Source organism: Helicobacter brantae, assembly GCF_003364205.1.
Lineage (GTDB): Bacteria > Campylobacterota > Campylobacteria > Campylobacterales > Helicobacteraceae > Helicobacter_G > Helicobacter_G brantae.
In genome coordinates this window covers 128,826-146,787 of the sequence record NZ_NXLV01000001.1, presented here as the reverse complement: position 1 = coordinate 146,787, position 17,962 = coordinate 128,826, and the positions used below count along the sequence as shown (strand labels likewise).

Below are 17,962 nucleotides of genomic sequence, written 5' to 3'. Positions count from 1 at the left end.
AGGATAAAAGTGCAGAATAAGATTCTAAACCAAATCAAAGATATTGTTGATGATGACAGCTTAACACAAAACCAAAAACTTGAAGATATTCAAGATTGGGATTCTTTGGCTAAAATTACTTTCGTATCTTGGGTAGATCAAAATCTAAAAATTACGCTCTATACGCAAGATTTACAAAAATGCCAAACAATCGCTGATATTATTTCTCTACTTGAGAGTAAATGTGGAAAATAGCTACATTCTTGTTACTGGTGCCAATGGTGGAATTGGACAAGCGACAATTAAAGAGCTCCAAAAATCGCCACTCATCCTAGTAGGAAGAGATGAAAGCTCTCTTAAGAATCTAAGAGACACACTAGATGATCCAAAGAAGCATAAAATCATTCAAGCAGACCTTTCTAGCCATGAGGGAATACAATCTTTTATCACAATACTAAAGAATGCAAGATGCAAAGTCAAAGCCTTTGTCCATATCGCAGGAATCTGCTATCTTGCAGGTGCAAAAAACTTTGAATATAAAAGTATGCTAGAAATGATGAATGTTAATCTTTTTTCTGCTTTGGAAGTTATTAGAACATTAAGTCGCAAACCTTTCTCTGAATACTTCGAAAACACCGTTTTGCTCTCAAGCATTTCCTCCCAACGAGGCGTAAAGAGCGAAGCTCTTTACGCCTCGAGCAAAAATGCTTTAGAAGCAATAGTGCGAGGTTTTGCCATCGAACTTGCTCCAAAAGTGCGTATTAATGCTGTTGCACCAGGTATGATTTTTGACACAAAAATGACTGGACATCTATATTCTCAAGAACAAAAAAACTTCATTGAAAGTGAATATCCGCTAGGAACAGGCAAACCAGAAGATATTGCCGATGCAATAGCCTATCTACTATCACCAAAATCCAAATGGATTACAGGGCAAACACTTATCGTTGATGGTGGAAATAGTATTAAAGGACAATAATGAAAATCAATGTTTTAGATTATTTTGAAGAAACCAAAAATCTTTATCCACAAAAAATTGCACTCATTGATAGAGATACACAACTTACATTTGAGCAAATGTGGGATATGGCTCTAAATATTTCTTCAAATCTCATCCCCCTACTCTCTAGGCAAACTCAACCCCAAGTAATTGCAGTATTTCTACCCAAATCCCATCAGGCACTTCTTAGCTTTTTTGGAATCCTAATGAGTGGCAATATCTATATGCCACTTGATGTAAAAAGTCCAATGGAGAGGACAAAAGCAATCTTGCAAAATATCAAACCTGCTCTCATCATCTCATCAGACGAATACGCAGCAGAGCTTCAAGAAACCTATCTTGACTTCTCCGCTCTTTTATCCTCTCCATCAAAAACTCAAACAAACTATCAAAATCTCATTTCCACAGATCCTGCCTATATCATCAACACCAGTGGCAGCACAGGAGTTCCAAAAGGAGTTATTGTATCTCATCGAAATATTATAGATTATCTAACCTTTTTTAAAACTGAACCATTAATTTTGCCAACCAACAAAAATATTATAGGAAGCCAATCTCCATTCTATTTTGATAATTCCGTTTTAGATATCTATTCTATGCTTTTTTTTGGTTCAACCCTTGTTCTAATCTCAGAAGATAGTTTCTCTTTTCCAAAATACTTATATGAAATTATAAAAAAATACAGTATTGATTTTATTTTTTGGGTTCCAACAGCACTCAAAACTCTATCTCAAATCCAAGAAAAATTAGAAATATCAAAAATTCTATTTGCTGGAGAGGCAATGTCTCCGATATTGCTAAAAAAATTACAAGAACTATTCCCATGTTCAACTTTTGCAAATTTATATGGTCCAACAGAAATCACCGTTGATTGCTCCTACTATCTTGTCAATCGTGAATTTGGGGAGAATGAAATGGTTCCAATCGGCAAAGCATGCAAAAATTCCTCTATTCTCCTTTTAGATGAAGAGAACCGAGTCTCAAATCGTGGAGAAATTTGCATTAGAGGTGAGGGGGTCTCTCTTGGATACTACAATGACCCACAAAAAACTTCAGAAGTATTTATCCAAAATCCTACCCACAACCTTTATAGAGATATTATCTACAAAACTGGGGATTTGGGATACTACAATGACTTGGGAGAACTTATCATTACGGGAAGAAAAGACTCACAAATCAAACACAATGGATATAGAATTGAGCTTGGAGAGATTGAACACGCTCTTCTAGGACTTGATGGACTTGATGAGTTTTGCATCATTTATCAAGATGAGATTATTCTAGCTACAAGCAATGAAAATATCTCAAAAGCCGATGTTTTCAAACATTTAAAAAACAAGATTCCAAAATATATGTTTCCAACAAAAGTGTTTTATACCCCCATTCCCCTCAATCGGAATGGCAAGATTGATAGAAAAGCTGTATTGCACCAATACAGGCAGGAGGAAAAATAATGCAATCAAAAGTTTTTATTATTGCTGAGGCAGGGATTAATCATAATGGCAATCTAGAATTAGCGAAACAAATGATTGATGTAGCAAAGGATTTAAAGGTTGATGCCATCAAGTTTCAGACAGGAAAATCAAAAAATGTTATCAGTCGTTTTGCACCAAAAGCTCAATATCAAATAGAGAATACAAATAATTCTCAGGAGAGTCAATTGGAGATGGATGAAAAATATGATTTTCAAGATGATAGTGTATGGCCAATCCTCAAAGATTATTGTGATAAGAAAAATATCCTATTTCTTTCTTCTCCTTTTGATTTTGAAAGCATTGAATTACTTGATAAACTTGGAATGCAAACTTTCAAAATCCCAAGTGGAGAGATTACAAATCTCCCCTACCTTAGAAAAATTGGAAAACTTGATAAGAAAATCATCCTTTCCACAGGAATGTCAAATCTTGGAGAGATAGAGACGGCAATCTCTATCCTCACTGACGCAGGGACAAAGCGAGAAAATATCACTATCTTGCATTGCAATACAGAATACCCTACTCCTATGCAAGATGTCAATCTCAGGGCTATGCAAACCATTGCCAATGCCTTTCATCTCCCTGTGGGCTATTCTGATCACACCCAAGGGATTCATATCCCAATTGCAGCCGTGGCAATGGGTGCAAAAGTGATAGAAAAACACTTCACACTTGATAAAAATATGGAAGGACCAGATCACAAAGCAAGTCTTGAACCTCATGAACTCAAAGAAATGATTGGGTGTATCCGAGAGATTGAAATCGCACTTGGCAATGGAATCAAGCAGGAGAGCAAAAGCGAAAAAGAAAACAAAAAAGTGGTAAGAAAATCCATTGTCGCAAATAGAGCCATCAAGGCAGGTGAAGTTTTTAGCGAAGAAAACCTCTATGTCAAGCGTCCAGCAAATGGGCTTTCTCCAATGGAATGGGATAATGTCATTGGAAAAATTGCAAAAAAAGATTTTGATGAAGATGAATGCATAGAATTATGAGAAAAATCTGCATCATCACAGGAACAAGAGCAGAATGGGGATTGCTCTATTACCTTGCCAAAGAGATTATCTCTGATCCCTCACTAGAGCTTCAGATTATCGCAACAGGAATGCATCTTAGTCCTGAGTTTGGACTCACATATAAAGAGATTGAAAAAGAATTTACAATCAATAAAAAGATAGAAATCATTCTTAGTGCTGATACTCCTACTTCGATTTGTAAAAGTATGGGATTGGCTCAGATTCTTATTGCTGATGCATATGAAGAGCTTTCTCCTGATATTGTCGTAGTGCTAGGAGATAGATATGAGATTTTTGCTTGTGTAGCAAGTGCAATGATATGTAGAATCCCTGTGGCACATATCGCAGGGGGAGAGAAGACTGAGGGAGCATTTGATGATTCTCTTAGACATTGTATAAGCAAAATGAGTGTTTTGCACTTCACGGCAACTCAAGAATACGCCAATCGTGTCATACAGCTTGGAGAAAACCCTTCAAGAGTGTTTAATGTAGGAGGTTTTGGGATTGATAATATCAAAAATCTTCCTCTGCTCTCCAAAAGTGATTTAGAGAAAGAATTAGATTTTAGATTTAGAGATTACAACTTCTTGATTACCTTTCATCCTGTAACACTAGAGAATTCCACAGCAAAAGAGCAATTCGAGGCATTACTTGACGCATTGCTAGAGTTTTCTCAAGATAAAGAGGTGGGAATGATTTTTACAAAAGCAAATTCTGATACTGATGGAAGAATTATTAATTCAATGATTGATGAGTTTGTTGCAAATCATCATAATGCAATTGCTTTCACCTCTATGGGGCAATTGAGATATTTAAGTACTATGCAATATGTCAATGGAGTAGTAGGAAATAGCTCAAGTGGATTAGGAGAAGCACCGAGTTTTAAAGTAGGAACAATCAATATCGGAGATAGACAAAAAGGAAGAATCAAGGCTTCAAGCGTAATTGATTGCTTACCGCAAAAAGAAGATATCCTTAAAGCTATTGAAAAACTTTTCTCACCTAGTTTTCAAGCCAAACTTTCTAGCACTATCAACCCCTATGGAGAGGGAGGAAGTGCTAAAAAAACAAAAGAAATACTCAAAGAGATTGATTTAAATCAAATTATCAAGAAGGAGTTTTGGGATATAAAGTTCTAAAATCCTATTTTTCAAGATACAATTCCATATCTTAAAAATAAGTGAGTGGTTTTGAAAGATATTCAAAAAATTACAATTTCTATCAAAAAAAGTATTAAAGATGCTTTAGAAATTTTTGGCTCTCACGACGGCTTGAGACTCCTTGTCGTCAATGATGAACAGGAAAATTTTATCGGCATCATCACAGATCCCGACATTAGACGAGGATTGTTACGAGGATTAAGGCTTGAAGATGACATCTCTTCCATCATCAATCGCTCTCCTATCGTTGCACACATTAATACCCCTAGAGAAGAGCTTCTTCATCTTGCAAGTCAGCATAATATTCACGAGATTCCACTCAAAAATGATGAGGGAAAAATTGTAGAGATTGTCTCAGTTGCCAATCTCATCAAGCCTACCCTCTACCCCAATCAAGTTGTCATCATGGCAGGGGGACTTGGAACACGCCTCAGACCCCTTACCGACACACTCCCAAAACCTATGCTAAAAGTAGGAAGCAAACCTATTTTGCAAATCATTTTGGAAAGATTTAAACAACAAGGCTTTAGAAATATTTTCCTTTGCGTAAACTACAAATCACATATTATCGAAAAGTATTTTGGAGATGGTTCAAAGTTTGGACTTCACATTACCTATATTAGAGAAGAGAAGCGAATGGGGACGGCAGGAGCATTAAGTCTGATTTCCAATCTCAATGATGACTTTATCGTAATGAATGGAGACATTCTCACAGATATTGACTTTACAAAAATGCTTCATTTTCATAAACAAAATGAATCTGATGCCACAATGGGAATCAGAGAATATAGCACACAAATTCCCTATGGGGTAGTCAATACTAATGGGACAAAAATCATATCAATTGAGGAAAAACCTTCACTTTCTTTCAATGTCAGTGCAGGGATTTATACCCTCAACCCAAAAGTCTTACAGCTTATCCCAAAAGATGAATTCTTTGATATGCCTGCACTATTTGAAACTATACTTGCAAAAAATGACTATAATACATTCTCTTATTTGATTGAAGATTATTGGATTGATATTGGAAGAAAAGAAGAATACGATAGAGCAAATAGTGAAATAGAGGAGGATTAGTTGTATCAAGGCAAAACATTTTTAGCTATTATCCCTGCAAGAAGTGGGAGCAAAAGACTTCCAAATAAAAATATTAAAAATCTTTGTGGCAAACCACTTATAGCTTGGTCAATAGAAGCTGGATTGCAATCAAAATATATTGATGGAATTGTAGTAAGCACAGACTCTCAAGAATATGCTGAAATTGCAGAGCAATATGGAGCAAAAGTGCCATGTATAAGACCTTTGGAACTAAGCAAAGATACTAGCACTACCTTTGATAGCATTAAGCATATGATAGATTTTTATAAAGAAAAATATAAGCAAGTTTTTGACTATATTGTCCTACTTCAACCCACAAGCCCACTGAGAACTCCACAACATATTGATGAAGCGATAGAGTTATTGATACAAAAACAAGCAAACTCTGTTATTAGTGTATGCAAATGTGAGCATTCTCCTCTTTGGTGCAATACTCTACCTAAAGATAAAAATATGGACAACTTCTTAAGCTCTGAGATTCTCAATCTCCGTTCTCAAGAGCTTCCAGCCTATTACCGACTTAATGGTGCCATCTATATAGCAAAGACCTCATCTCTCTTGGGATATCAAAGTTTTTTTACAGACAAAGGCTTTGCCTATGAAATGTCTCAAAAACACTCTACTGATATTGATACACAATTTGATTTTGATTTTTGTGAGTTTTTATTGCAAGGAATAAGCAGGTGAGCAAAAAAATCATTCTTATTGATCGGGACACGCATTTTATTCGCCATCTTTTAAAACATACCGATTGGGAAATTCTTTGCTTGGTATTGGAAAGAGCAGAAAGTGGAGAATTTTTGAATATCTCAAGAATAAAACATATTGTTTTTTACGATGATCTTTTGCAAACCCAACACTCAGGAGAAATCAATCTTGAGATTTTAGAGCTAATGCGAGATATTCAACTTGATTGTGAAACCACAATACACAGATGTTTTCATGATAATAATCTGAGTAAATATATCTACTACAATCATCTTTCTTTTTTTTACTCCATCTTTCAAGCTAATCAAATTGACTTTGTTTTGTGTTCAGAGTATAACCTTGGCGTTCCAAGCATCACCATTCCCTTAGGATTGTCAAAGATTTTTAAAATTCCCTCATACACAATTGATGCCGATTTTGCTTTTTCTCTTCTCTATCGCTACAATGATGAAAAATATCTTCAAATCAATTCAACTCAACATATACATTCTATTGATACAAAAGCCTATATCTCATTTAACCCTGACAAAATTTCTTGGTCTTTTTCTCCCAAAAAAATAATTAAAAATATTCTCCAAAAAATTGGAGGACAGATGCTTATAGAATTTTGCGTATGTCTTATTCATCTTGATTTTAATCATTATGACAGATTGGGAATAAAAGTCAATTATTGGGAGAAACTAAGATCTTTTCTTAAATTCAAAAAAGCGATACGCTTTTATCATAAAAATGCGGTTGTGCCTGATTTAAATAGAAAATTTATCTATTTTTCTCTCCATGTTGAACCAGAAGCTGTGATTTTAGCAAGAGTTGGGTTAGACAATCAATTACTGCTTATCAAGATGCTTTCTGAGGCAATGCCTCAAGATTGGGTAATTTACGTCAAAGAACACCCTCATCAACTCAAAATCAATAATCCTGAATGTAGCTACTTTATCAACAATATTGATTACTACAAGAGCATTGAGTTTTATAAAGAAATAACAAAAATGAAAAATGTTCAATTGATTAATCTCAAAACGCATCCAAAAGAACTCACCATTCATTCAAAAGCTGTAGCCTCCATTGGTGGATCAATTAGCACTGAGGCATGGCTACTTAAAAAACCTGCTATCAATTTCTGTCCCAAGCAATCCTTGGGGGGTATGCTAAGCAATTCTCTTGGAATTGAATCTTATCAAGATGTTAAAAAAGCAATAGATATACTTTACAACCATTATGATGATTTTACGAACAAAATTAACACGCAAGAAGATCAAGATAAGCTTCAAGCATACCTTTTCCCTCTTCCACAAGATAAAGAGATTCCTATTTTTTTAGAAACAATCCTCAACGATATTAAAGAAAACCCATGCAATTAGCCCCAATCCTACTCTTTGTCTATAATCGCCCTTCTCACACACGACAGACCATTGAAGCCCTGCTTAGCAATCCTTTGGCAAAAGAGAGTGAGATTTTTATCTACTCTGATGCACCCAAAAGTCAAGAAGCTCAAGAAAAAGTCCAAGAAGTTAGAGAATATATCCATAGCATTGCTGGATTTAAAAATATCACAATCATTGAGCGTGAGAGAAATTTTGGACTAGCAGAAAATATTATTGATGGGGTAACCACCATTATCGACCAATACGACAAAGCCATTGTCCTAGAAGACGATTTGCTTGTCTCTCCGTTTTTTTTGGAATATATGAACACCAATCTTGAACTATACAAAGATGATAAAGAGGTCGCATGTATCACAGCATTTAATTTCCCTCTATCCTATCCCACAGATTTTAAAGATAACACATTTTTTATCAAAGGGGCAGATTGTTGGACTTGGGCGACTTGGAAAAGAGCTTGGGATAAGTTTGAGAGAGATGGCAAAAAGCTCCTCTCTCAAATTCAAGATAAAAATCTTCAAAAAGAGTTTGATATCAATGACTCTTATCCTTATACAAAAATGCTTCAAAGCCAGATTGAAGGCAAAAATAACTCTTGGGCAATCCGTTGGTATGCCTCAGCATTCCTAGAAAATATGCTCTGCCTATACCCCAAAGAATCTCTTGTAGAAAATATAGGCTATGATGGGACACATTTTAAAAATGCACAAAAAGACGATTTCTTTGGACAGATAAGCAAAAACTACACTGCCCCATCAAAAATCCCTCTTCAAGAAAATCCCATTACCAAACACTTGCTTTGTCTCTTTTTCAAAACTCAAAACTCTCTATGGCATAGAATCATAAAAAAACTTAAAAGGATTTTTCAATGAAACACTTTATAAAATCCCTTATTCCACCCATTGCACTTGGAGCTATCAATAAGCTCACAGGAAGAAGTATTCAATGGATAGGAGATTTTCAGACTTTTCAAGAAGCCCATTCTCAGGCAAAAGGCTACGATCCTGATCTTTATCTCCCCAAACTCATTGAGGCAATCAAGATCGTCAGAGATGATGAGAGCAAATGTGAGCGAGATAGTGTCTTGTTTGACAAAATCACTTATCCCTACCCTCTTCTAAGCAATCTTTTTGCAATCATCTCACACTTTCAAGTCAAAAGCTTGTATATCCTAGATTTTGGTGGAAGTTTGGGAAGTTTGTATTTCCAAAATAGAAAATTTCTTCGCACTCTACCACCTTTCACTTGGAATATTTTGGAGCAAGAGAAGATCATTAGAGCAGGCAAAGAGTTTTTTCAAACCCAAGAGCTTTTATTTCACTCAAACTTACAAGAGGCAAAATCTCACATCAAACCCCAAGATAGCAAAATCCTCATTCTCTCTAGTGTCTTGCAATATCTTGAAAACCCCTATCAAACCCTCTCTGAACTTATCCAAGAGTTTCAATTTGATGCAATTTTAATCGATCGCACACCTTTTAGCAAAGATGAAACTCATCATATTGTCTTACAAAAAGTTCCAAAAGAAATCTATCAAACTCAAGTTCCTTTCCATATATTTTCCAAGAGAGTTTTTATAGAAAATCTCTCTAAAAGTTTTAAGCTATTTGATGAGTTTGAAAGCTATTGTGATGCACATACTTCTCGTTTTAATTCTCTTGGATTTTCATTTATTAAAGGAAGATAATGCACTACTACTGCACACTTTTTGATTCAAACTATCTTACAAGAGGGATTGCGATGCTTGAGAGTTTGCAAAAACACTCTCAAGACTATCATCTCTATATCCTTGCCTTTGATGATATAGCTTACAAAATCCTAAATGATCTCAACTATCCCCACACTACAATCATCTCAATGCAAGATTTTGAAGATAGTGAGCTTCTAGCCCTCAAACCCCATCGCACTAGAGGGGAGTATTGTTGGACTTGCACTCCCTCAGTCATCCTCTATTGTATTCAGACCTACTCACTTCCACATTGCACTTATCTTGATGCAGATTTGTATTTTTATGATGATCCTGCAATTCTTGTAGATGAGATGGGAGAAGATTCTATCCTCATCACACTTCACCGCTATACCCCTAGATACAATCAAGAGAAAACAAGTGGAATCTACTGTGTGCAATTTATGACTTTCAAAAACGATGAGAGAGGAATGAAGGCACTCAAATGGTGGAGAGAAAGGTGCAATGAATGGTGTTATGCAAGATTTGAAGATGGAAAGTTTGGAGATCAAAAATACTTAGATGATTGGAGTACACGCTTTGAAGGAGTGCATATTTTACAAAATCTAAGAGGAGGACTTGCCCCTTGGAATATCCAGCAATTCCCCTCACTCTCTCCAATCTTTTATCACTTTCATCATCTCAAATTTATTGGAGAAAACAAGGTTGATTTGGGTCCATACACTCTCCCTCAAAATACTCTTGAGTCTATCTACAAACCATATATTCAACACCTTCTTAGGCTAAGAGAAGAGTTTGGAGAAAACAACTATGACGCACGCTCTATCCCAAAATTTACTTGGAAAACCCCTTTACGCTTCATCAAAAGAAAGCTAAAAAATGGTTATAATGTTTTTAGTAATTCAGACTTTTTAGGATATTGATGGCAAGACTACTACAGATCCCCACCCTCAGCGATGATCGTGGGACACTTAGCGTGATAGAAAAAATTCTTCCTTTTGAGATAAAAAGAGTTTTTTATATCTACAATGTTACTTCCCCTCGTGGAGGACACGCTCATCACAAGACTTGCCTTGCACTCATCTCTTTGGGTGGAGAGTGCCAAATAGAAGTCAATACTTATGGAGAGAAAAGCACATATACTCTCAACTCTCCTTCAATGTGCCTACTTTTGGATCCACAAGATTGGCACACAATGCATAGCTTCACTCCAAATACCACACTTCTAGTCCTAGCTTCAGAAAACTATGATGCACAAGATTATATCTATGAGGAGCCACAACCCCAATGATAGAATATGAAAATCTCTACAAATCCAATCTCTCTCTTTTTGAAGATTACGCCAAAAGTTTTCAAGACTTTCTTCAAAGTGGGTGGTTTATCCTAGGCAAACAAGTTGAGAGTTTTGAAGAGGAATTTGCAAACTACATAGGAAGCAAACACTGCATTGGTGTAGCTTCTGGACTTGATGCAATGATTTTAGCCCTTGATGCACTTGAGCTAGAAAAAGGCTCAGAAGTCATTGTGCCTTCAAATACCTATATTGCCACTATTATGGCAGTGATTAGAGCAGGATTAAAACCTGTTTTGGTAGAGCCTGATATCCACACATACAATATCAATCCACAAAAAATTAGAGAGAAAATTACTTCCAAAACTAGAGCGATTTTGGTTGTACATCTCTATGGTAAAGCCTGTGATATGGGTGAGATTCAAAAAATTGCTCAAGAGCATCAACTTTTCTTACTTGAAGATTGTGCTCAAGCTCACGATGCAAAATTTCAAGACAAACAAGTAGGAACATTTGGTATCGGTTGTTTTAGTTTCTATCCGACAAAGAATCTAGGAGCATTGGGAGATGGGGGAGCTATCACGACAGATGATGAAGAATTGGATCACAAACTCAAAGCACTTCGCAACTATGGATCACACAAAAAATATGTCAATAAATATCTAGGATACAACTCAAGACTAGATGAAATCCAAGCCTCTTTTTTACGCAAAAAACTTGCATTGCTCCCCAAAATCACAGAGCACAAAAGAGAGCTTGCCTCACTCTACCTTCAAGGCATTTCTCAAGAAAAATACATTCTTCCTCAAATTCACCAAGATTTTTTTGATGTCTATCATATCTTTAATATCCGATGTGATAAAAGAGATAAGCTCAAAGAATATCTGCTCTCTCAAGGTGTGGCAAGTGAGATTCACTACCCTATCCCTCCACACAAACAAGAAGCAATGAAGGGAATCTTGCAAGGAGAATATCCTATTAGTGAAGAGATTCACAGAACCACCCTTAGCCTACCTATCGCACTTTTTCACACAAAAGAGGATATACTTCAAATTATTGATATTCTCAATAGGTGGCAAGGATGAAAGGAATAATACTCGCAGGAGGAAGTGGGACAAGACTTTATCCTATCACAAAAGGTGTCGTCAAACAGCTTCTACCCATATATGACAAACCAATGATTTACTACCCTCTATCTGTCTTGCTTCTTGCAGGGATTAAAGAGATTTTAATCATCTCAACTCCAAAAGATATCCAAAGATTTGAAGATATTTTTGGCAATGGAGAAGATTTGGGGATCTCTATCCAATACGCTATTCAAGAACACCCAAATGGATTGGCTGAAGCCTTTATCATCGGAGAAGAGTTTATTGGAGATGATGATGTATGCTTGGTGCTAGGGGACAATCTTATCTATGGAGAGGGGCTTATCAAAACATTGCAAATAAGTGTCAAGAAAGTCAAAGAATGTCAAAAAAGTATCGTTTTTGGCTACTATGTCAATAATCCCAAAGACTATGGAGTAGTTGAGTTTGATAATAACTTTCAGGCTATCTCAATAGAGGAGAAACCCACAAATCCCAAAAGCAATTATGCAGTTATTGGACTTTATTTCTATCCAAATGATGTAGTCAAAAAATCAAAATCTATCACTCCTTCAGCTAGAGGAGAGCTTGAAATCACCTCAATCAATCAGCTCTATCTCCAAGAAAACCGCCTAAGCGTTGAGCTTTTGGGGCGAGGATATGCTTGGCTTGATACAGGAACTCACGAAAATCTCCTAGAAGCAGGAAATTTCATCGAGATTATTGAGAAAAGACAGGGGTTGAAAATCGCGTGTTTGGAAGAGATAGCTTACAAAATGGGATATATCTCTAGAGAAAAACTCCTCTCAATCGCACAACAAATGCAAAAAAATCAATACGGACAATATCTTCTAAGGATTGCACAACAATGAGAAATATACTTATCACAGGCGGAGCAGGATTTATCGGAAGCAATTTCATCTCTTATTTTTTGCACTCTCACCCTAGCTATAAACTCTATAATCTTGATTTGCTTACTTATGCAGGGAAAATGGAAAATATGCAAGATTTTTTCCACCACCCCAATCATACTTTTATCCAAGGTGATATTTGTGATAGGGATTTAATCATTGAACTTTTTGAAAAATATCAAATTGATTCTATTATCCACTTTGCAGCAGAATCTCACGTGGATAATTCTATCAGCTCCCCTAATGTTTTCATCAAAACCAATATTGAAGGTACTTTCACTCTCCTTGATGTCGCATATCACTACTGGCTACAAAAGCCTTTTAGCTATAAAGTCCCTTATGGAATCTTTCATCATATTAGCACCGATGAAGTCTATGGCTCACTGGGAGAGAGTGGGCTTTTTAGTGAAGAGAGTCCCTATGCACCCAACTCCCCCTACTCTGCTTCAAAAGCCTCAAGCGATATGCTTGTAAGAAGCTATCATCATACCTATGGGCTAAAAACACTTATTACAAACTGCTCCAATAACTATGGACCAAAACAACATAGCGAAAAACTTATCCCCACCATTATCCGCAAATCTCTTGCAAATGAATCTATCCCTATCTATGGAGATGGTTTAAATATCAGAGATTGGCTCTATGTGCAAGATCACTGTGAGGGAATTGATTTAGTTTTTCACTCTCAAAAATATGGAGAAACTTACAATATCGGTGGCAACAATGAATATACAAATATCATCATTGCCCAAAAGGTTTGCTCAATCCTAGATGAACTTCTCCCTAAAAAGCAAGGCTCTTATAGCGATCTTATCGCTTATGTGCAAGATAGAGCAGGACATGATAGACGCTATGCAATTGATGCAAGCAAAATCAAAACTCAACTTGGTTGGAAATCCAATACTAGCTTTGAAGATGGGATTAGAAAAACGGTGGAGTGGTATCTTAAAAATCAAAGGAGCAAAAATGCAATGTAAAATGTGTCAAAATCAAGCAGTGCTAAAAGAAAGAATTTCAAATGAAAACTTAATTTGTGAATACAAGCGACAGTTCAGACTACACATTTCTCTACCGAATGAAAAAATTGGTTTTTATCATTGTCCAAAGTGTGATTATTCTTTTTTTGCTACAGAAGGAGAGAATGATATTTCTGGAAGCAATGAATTTTACAACGCACTCAACAAAATCTCATGGTATTACTTCAGTGAAAAGCATGAATATGATTTTGCAAAGCAATTTATTCACAATGGAGATAAAGTCTTAGAAGTGGGTTGTGGCAAAGGTGCATTTGCCAAGTATATTCCTCAAGCTCAGTATTTAGGTCTCGAATTTAGCACAGATGCCAAAAAAATGGCTGAAGAAAATGGCGTGAATGTCCAAAATATTTCAATACAAGAATACGCAAAGAATCATAGTGGTGAAGCCGATGTGGTTTGTAGTTTTCAAGTCCTTGAGCATGTAAGTAACCCTCACTCTTTTATCCAAGCAAAAGTTGATGCTTGTAGGGGGGGGGGGGTAATTCTAATTGCTGTTCCTAGTGAAGATAGCTTTATTCAATATGCAGTCAACGGAATTTTAAATATGCCTCCACACCATGTTGGACGCTTTAATGACAAGTGTCTTCATAATATTGCACAAATTTTCAATCTCAAACTCATTGACCTTTATCACGAAAAAGTCCAGCCTGAGCATATTAATTTTTATAAATCTGTAATGTTCTCAAAAAGATTTTTTGCTCCAAAACTTCTAGACTCCAATCCCCTAAGAAAAATAACTAATCGTCTTGGAAGATTTTTTGAAAAAATTCCAAATGAAGCTTTTGGACATACCGTTATCGCAGTTTATCAAAAACTATAATTTTTGATATAATTTCCTCTTTTGTATCATGAGGAAATCAAATTGAAAATTACAATCGTAGGTTCAGGATATGTCGGATTAGTCAGTGGGGCGTGTTTTGCTCAAATGGGAAATGAGGTTATTTGCTTTGATGTAGATGAGAGAAAAATCTCAATGCTTCAAAATGGCGAGATTCCTATCTATGAAAAAGGACTCAAAGAGATTGTAGATGAAACAAGCCAAAAAGGCAACATCACTTTCACCACTTCTCCCCAAGAAGCCTATGGTAATGCTTTGCTTATCTTTATCGCTGTAGGCACACCTATGGGAGAAGATGGAAGTGCGGATTTGAGCTATGTGCTAAGTGCAGCCAAAGAGATAGGCAAGCACCTCACTTCCTATGCAATCATTGTGGATAAATCCACCGTTCCTATCGGCACAGCAAATCTTGTGAGAGAAACTATCGCAGAGGAATTATGCAAAAGAGGAGTTGAAATTGAGTTTAATGTAGTGAGCAATCCTGAATTTCTTAAAGAAGGCGTGGCTATCAAAGACTTTATGAGTCCTGATCGTGTCGTGATAGGCTCAGATTCTCCCAAAGCCATCAAAATCCTTCAAGAGCTCTACTCTCCATTCACTCTCAAAAAAGAGCGACTTTTAGTAATGGATATCAAATCAGCTGAGATGACAAAATACGCAGCCAATGCAATGCTTGCTACAAAAATCAGCTTTATCAATGAGATGGCAAGGATTTGTGAGGCTGTGGGTGCAGATATCAACTCAGTGCGTCAAGGTATAGGCTCTGATCCAAGGATAGGTTATGACTTCATCTACCCAGGGTGTGGGTATGGAGGAAGCTGTTTCCCTAAAGATGTCAAAGCTTTAAGCAAGATTGCTAGCTCTTATGGTGTGAAAACCCCAATGCTAGAGGCTACAGAATCCATCAATGCCTCTCAAAAACTCATCTTGGTAGAGAAAATCAAAAAAATCTTTGGAGAAGATTTGAGTGGCAAAACCTTTGGTATGTGGGGGCTTAGTTTCAAGCCAGAGACTGATGATATGCGTGAGGCTACTTCCATTGTGATGATTCAAGCTCTCACCCAAATGGGGGCAAAAATCCAAGCCTATGATCCTAAAGCAAGTGAAAATGCACGATTTTATATCGGAGAAAATCCACTGCTGGAGTATTGCGAAGACAAATATCTAGCTCTGAGAGATTGCGACGCACTCATCATCTGCACCGAGTGGAAAGAGTTTCGCTCTCCTGATTTTGCAAAAATTGCCTTGCTTTTGAGAGAGAAAATTATCTTTGATGGACGCAACATCTATCATCATCTTGCTCTCTCTAGTTTTGGATTAAAACATATTATGATAGGAAAAGCACAATGACAAGCTTTTCTATCGTTACCATTGTCTACAACGATGTTGCTCATATCAAAGAGACGATGGAGAGTGTCATCAATCAAAGCTATAAAAACACAGAATATATCCTAGTTGATGGGTGGAGTAATGATGGGACAAAAGAGGTAATTATGGAATATCTTTTTTCTTGTGCCACAATCACATTGGAAAATCAAGAAAAAGATAGATTTTATCTTGAAGCCACACACAATGCCTACCCCACTCTTACTTTCAAATTTTTAAGTGAGAGAGATAGGGGGATCTATGATGCGATGAATAAGGGCATTGCCCTAGCCTCAAAAGAGTGGATAAATTTTATGAATTGTGGAGATAGGTTTTATGATTTGGAAGTTTTGCAAAAAGTGACAAATGAAAACATAGAGCAATATGATGTGGTGTATGGAGATTTAATGATTTATTACAAAGATGAAAACACGCACTTTTTCAAAAAAACCTCACACGATCTTAATAAACTCTATGCTTTTTTCTATCATTTTGGTCATCCAAATTGTTTTGTAAAAAACCCTATTGCAAAAGACAATCTCTTTAATACCGACTTTAAACTCTCTGCGGATTATGATCTAATCTATCGTCTTTTTATTCAAAAAAAACGTTTTTTGTTTATAAATCATGTTGTTGCAACTTTTACTTCCGGTGGTGCTAGTGATACTCAGGGCTTTAGAAGTCTCAAAGAGGCATTAAAAATCTCACTCTTCTACAACCAAAATAGTAACGTGATGAGGATTAAAATCTATCTTTTTTATCTTTTTGCCTTGATTAAGAAAATCATAAAACTTTATATGCCCAAATCAGCAACCAAAATTCTCTTAAGACTCAGGAAATCAATATGAGAATCCTTCAGTTTGGTAAATTTTATCCCCCCGTTCTTGGTGGGATTGAAAAAGTAATGCAAGATCTTTGCGATGGTTTGAGACAAAGGGAAATAATTTGTGATGTACTATGTTCCAACTCAACAAATCACTACCAAGAAGATACTACACCCTATGGGGCAAAAATTTACAGAACTGCAAGCCTTGGCAAAATTGCCTCTACTTCTATCTCACCACAAATGATTATAAAACTCAAAGAGTTGATCGACAACTATGACATTATTCACATCCATTTGCCTGATCCTATGGCAACTCTTGCTTTATTTCTTTCAAATCACAAAAACAAAAAAATCATCATTCATTGGCATTCAGATATTATTAATCAAAAGTTTTTGCTCAATTTCTTTCTGCCTTTGCAATCTTGGATACTCAATCGTGCAGATAAAATTATTGCAACAAGTGAGAAATATATCCTAGAGTCTCCCTATCTACAAAGACATAAAAAAAAATGTGTCTGTATCCCCATAGGAATCGATTTTCCAACCCCCACACCCCTTCCCACAAAACAATCAAATATTATCCTGAGTGTCGGACGACTTGTACCACTCAAAGGATTTGAATATCTCATCAAAAGTGCCTTATATCTACCTAAACATTTTCAGATCCATATCATCGGTGATGGCAAACCCCACTATAAGCTCCAACTTCAAACACTTATTAATTCTCTAAAGCTTCAAGATAGAGTTTTTTTACTTGGAGCAAAGTCCCAAGAGAAGCTTAAAACATTCTATCAACAAGCCAATTGCTTTGTCCTTCCATCACTCCAAGAATCTTATGGTATCGTTTTGCTTGAAGCAATGGCTTCTGGACTTCCTCTTGTCTGCACCAAACTTTCACCTTCAGGGAGCGATTGGATCAATCAAGATAGAAGGACGGGATTTGTTGTCCCACCAAAAGATCCGCAAGCAATTACTCAGGCAATATTAAAAATTCAAGAAGAATATGAAGGATTAAGTGAAAAAGCAAGAAATCGTTTTCAATCTTTTTTTACAAAAGAAAAAATGATTGAAATCACATTGAGCCTATATTATAGTGTATAATTTTAA

General features: G+C 36.2%; 19 protein-coding genes. All 19 read left to right on the top strand.

The genetic code is table 11. The annotated features are described in order from the left end of the window. Positions 1-9 precede the first annotated feature (9 nt). The 19 genes from CQA58_RS00645 to CQA58_RS00555 are packed head-to-tail and all read left to right on the top strand — an operon-like array spanning position 10 to position 17,956. Positions 10-234, top strand: coding sequence for a phosphopantetheine-binding protein (locus tag CQA58_RS00645; RefSeq protein ID WP_115568776.1), 225 nt, complete (start codon positions 10-12; stop codon positions 232-234). Next, entirely contained in the window at positions 224-958 is a 735-nt protein-coding gene (locus CQA58_RS00640; RefSeq protein ID WP_170126705.1) for an SDR family NAD(P)-dependent oxidoreductase, read from the top strand. Before CQA58_RS00645 ends, CQA58_RS00640 begins: the two co-directional genes overlap by 11 nt. After that, entirely contained in the window at positions 958-2,433 is a 1,476-nt protein-coding gene (locus CQA58_RS00635; protein WP_115568774.1) for an amino acid adenylation domain-containing protein, read from the top strand. Before CQA58_RS00640 ends, CQA58_RS00635 begins: the two co-directional genes overlap by 1 nt. Next, positions 2,433-3,446, top strand: coding sequence for an N-acetylneuraminate synthase (neuB, locus tag CQA58_RS00630; RefSeq protein WP_115568773.1), 1,014 nt, complete (start codon positions 2,433-2,435; stop codon positions 3,444-3,446). The genes CQA58_RS00635 and neuB overlap by 1 nt, the downstream gene beginning before the upstream one ends. Beyond that, positions 3,443-4,606 carry a UDP-N-acetylglucosamine 2-epimerase gene (neuC, locus tag CQA58_RS00625; RefSeq protein WP_245942717.1) on the top strand — a complete coding sequence of 388 codons (1,164 nt, stop codon included), beginning with the start codon at positions 3,443-3,445 and terminating at the stop codon, positions 4,604-4,606. The genes neuB and neuC overlap by 4 nt, the downstream gene beginning before the upstream one ends. Positions 4,607-4,657: 51 nt before the next feature. Further along, positions 4,658-5,704, top strand: coding sequence for a nucleotidyltransferase family protein (locus CQA58_RS00620; protein WP_115568771.1), 1,047 nt, complete (start codon positions 4,658-4,660; stop codon positions 5,702-5,704). After that, complete coding sequence (locus tag CQA58_RS00615) at positions 5,705-6,412, top strand: acylneuraminate cytidylyltransferase family protein (protein ID WP_115568770.1); 708 nt, start codon at positions 5,705-5,707, stop codon at positions 6,410-6,412. Beyond that, positions 6,409-7,794: a hypothetical protein gene (locus CQA58_RS00610; RefSeq protein WP_115568769.1), complete on the top strand. Its 1,386-nt coding sequence runs from the start codon at positions 6,409-6,411 to the stop codon at positions 7,792-7,794. Before CQA58_RS00615 ends, CQA58_RS00610 begins: the two co-directional genes overlap by 4 nt. Continuing rightward, positions 7,785-8,687, top strand: coding sequence for a glycosyltransferase (locus CQA58_RS00605; RefSeq protein ID WP_115568768.1), 903 nt, complete (start codon positions 7,785-7,787; stop codon positions 8,685-8,687). The genes CQA58_RS00610 and CQA58_RS00605 overlap by 10 nt, the downstream gene beginning before the upstream one ends. Then, positions 8,684-9,502 carry a methyltransferase, TIGR04325 family gene (locus tag CQA58_RS00600; RefSeq protein WP_115568767.1) on the top strand — a complete coding sequence of 273 codons (819 nt, stop codon included), beginning with the start codon at positions 8,684-8,686 and terminating at the stop codon, positions 9,500-9,502. Before CQA58_RS00605 ends, CQA58_RS00600 begins: the two co-directional genes overlap by 4 nt. Then, the gene (locus tag CQA58_RS00595; protein ID WP_115568766.1) at positions 9,502-10,425 is read left to right on the top strand and encodes a glycosyl transferase; all 924 of its coding nucleotides are present in this window, start codon (positions 9,502-9,504) and stop codon (positions 10,423-10,425) included. The genes CQA58_RS00600 and CQA58_RS00595 overlap by 1 nt, the downstream gene beginning before the upstream one ends. Next, positions 10,425-10,793 (top strand): sugar 3,4-ketoisomerase, encoded by a 369-nt coding sequence (locus CQA58_RS00590; protein WP_115568765.1) that lies wholly within the window; start codon positions 10,425-10,427, stop codon positions 10,791-10,793. The genes CQA58_RS00595 and CQA58_RS00590 overlap by 1 nt, the downstream gene beginning before the upstream one ends. Continuing rightward, positions 10,790-11,878, top strand: coding sequence for a DegT/DnrJ/EryC1/StrS family aminotransferase (locus tag CQA58_RS00585; RefSeq protein ID WP_115568764.1), 1,089 nt, complete (start codon positions 10,790-10,792; stop codon positions 11,876-11,878). Before CQA58_RS00590 ends, CQA58_RS00585 begins: the two co-directional genes overlap by 4 nt. After that, the gene (gene rfbA / locus CQA58_RS00580) at positions 11,875-12,750 is read left to right on the top strand and encodes a glucose-1-phosphate thymidylyltransferase RfbA (RefSeq protein WP_115568763.1); all 876 of its coding nucleotides are present in this window, start codon (positions 11,875-11,877) and stop codon (positions 12,748-12,750) included. The genes CQA58_RS00585 and rfbA overlap by 4 nt, the downstream gene beginning before the upstream one ends. Then, positions 12,747-13,766 (top strand): dTDP-glucose 4,6-dehydratase, encoded by a 1,020-nt coding sequence (rfbB, locus tag CQA58_RS00575; protein ID WP_115568762.1) that lies wholly within the window; start codon positions 12,747-12,749, stop codon positions 13,764-13,766. Before rfbA ends, rfbB begins: the two co-directional genes overlap by 4 nt. Next, complete coding sequence (locus CQA58_RS00570; protein WP_170126704.1) at positions 13,756-14,646, top strand: class I SAM-dependent methyltransferase; 891 nt, start codon at positions 13,756-13,758, stop codon at positions 14,644-14,646. Before rfbB ends, CQA58_RS00570 begins: the two co-directional genes overlap by 11 nt. Before the next feature lie 42 nt (positions 14,647-14,688). Further along, positions 14,689-16,014, top strand: coding sequence for a UDP-glucose dehydrogenase family protein (locus tag CQA58_RS00565; RefSeq protein WP_115568760.1), 1,326 nt, complete (start codon positions 14,689-14,691; stop codon positions 16,012-16,014). After that, positions 16,011-16,877 (top strand): glycosyltransferase family 2 protein, encoded by an 867-nt coding sequence (locus tag CQA58_RS00560; RefSeq protein WP_115568759.1) that lies wholly within the window; start codon positions 16,011-16,013, stop codon positions 16,875-16,877. Before CQA58_RS00565 ends, CQA58_RS00560 begins: the two co-directional genes overlap by 4 nt. Continuing rightward, positions 16,874-17,956, top strand: coding sequence for a glycosyltransferase (locus CQA58_RS00555; protein ID WP_115568758.1), 1,083 nt, complete (start codon positions 16,874-16,876; stop codon positions 17,954-17,956). Before CQA58_RS00560 ends, CQA58_RS00555 begins: the two co-directional genes overlap by 4 nt. The last annotated feature ends 6 nt before the right edge of the window (positions 17,957-17,962 follow it).

Bases quoted from the DNA above. Each gene is read 5' to 3' on its own strand.
- CQA58_RS00600 (WP_115568767.1), top strand. From the start codon at position 8,684: ATGAAACACTTTATAAAATCCCTTATTCCACCCATTGCACTTGGAGCT.
- rfbB (WP_115568762.1), top strand. From the start codon at position 12,747: ATGAGAAATATACTTATCACAGGCGGAGCAGGATTTATCGGAAGCAAT.
- rfbA (WP_115568763.1), top strand. From the start codon at position 11,875: ATGAAAGGAATAATACTCGCAGGAGGAAGTGGGACAAGACTTTATCCT.
- neuB (WP_115568773.1), top strand. From the start codon at position 2,433: ATGCAATCAAAAGTTTTTATTATTGCTGAGGCAGGGATTAATCATAAT.
- CQA58_RS00605 (WP_115568768.1), top strand. From the start codon at position 7,785: ATGCAATTAGCCCCAATCCTACTCTTTGTCTATAATCGCCCTTCTCAC.
- CQA58_RS00590 (WP_115568765.1), top strand. From the start codon at position 10,425: ATGGCAAGACTACTACAGATCCCCACCCTCAGCGATGATCGTGGGACA.
- CQA58_RS00555 (WP_115568758.1), top strand. From the start codon at position 16,874: ATGAGAATCCTTCAGTTTGGTAAATTTTATCCCCCCGTTCTTGGTGGG.
- neuC (WP_245942717.1), top strand. From the start codon at position 3,443: ATGAGAAAAATCTGCATCATCACAGGAACAAGAGCAGAATGGGGATTG.
- CQA58_RS00560 (WP_115568759.1), top strand. From the start codon at position 16,011: ATGACAAGCTTTTCTATCGTTACCATTGTCTACAACGATGTTGCTCAT.
- CQA58_RS00570 (WP_170126704.1), top strand. From the start codon at position 13,756: ATGCAATGTAAAATGTGTCAAAATCAAGCAGTGCTAAAAGAAAGAATT.
- CQA58_RS00595 (WP_115568766.1), top strand. From the start codon at position 9,502: ATGCACTACTACTGCACACTTTTTGATTCAAACTATCTTACAAGAGGG.
- CQA58_RS00585 (WP_115568764.1), top strand. From the start codon at position 10,790: ATGATAGAATATGAAAATCTCTACAAATCCAATCTCTCTCTTTTTGAA.
- CQA58_RS00635 (WP_115568774.1), top strand. From the start codon at position 958: ATGAAAATCAATGTTTTAGATTATTTTGAAGAAACCAAAAATCTTTAT.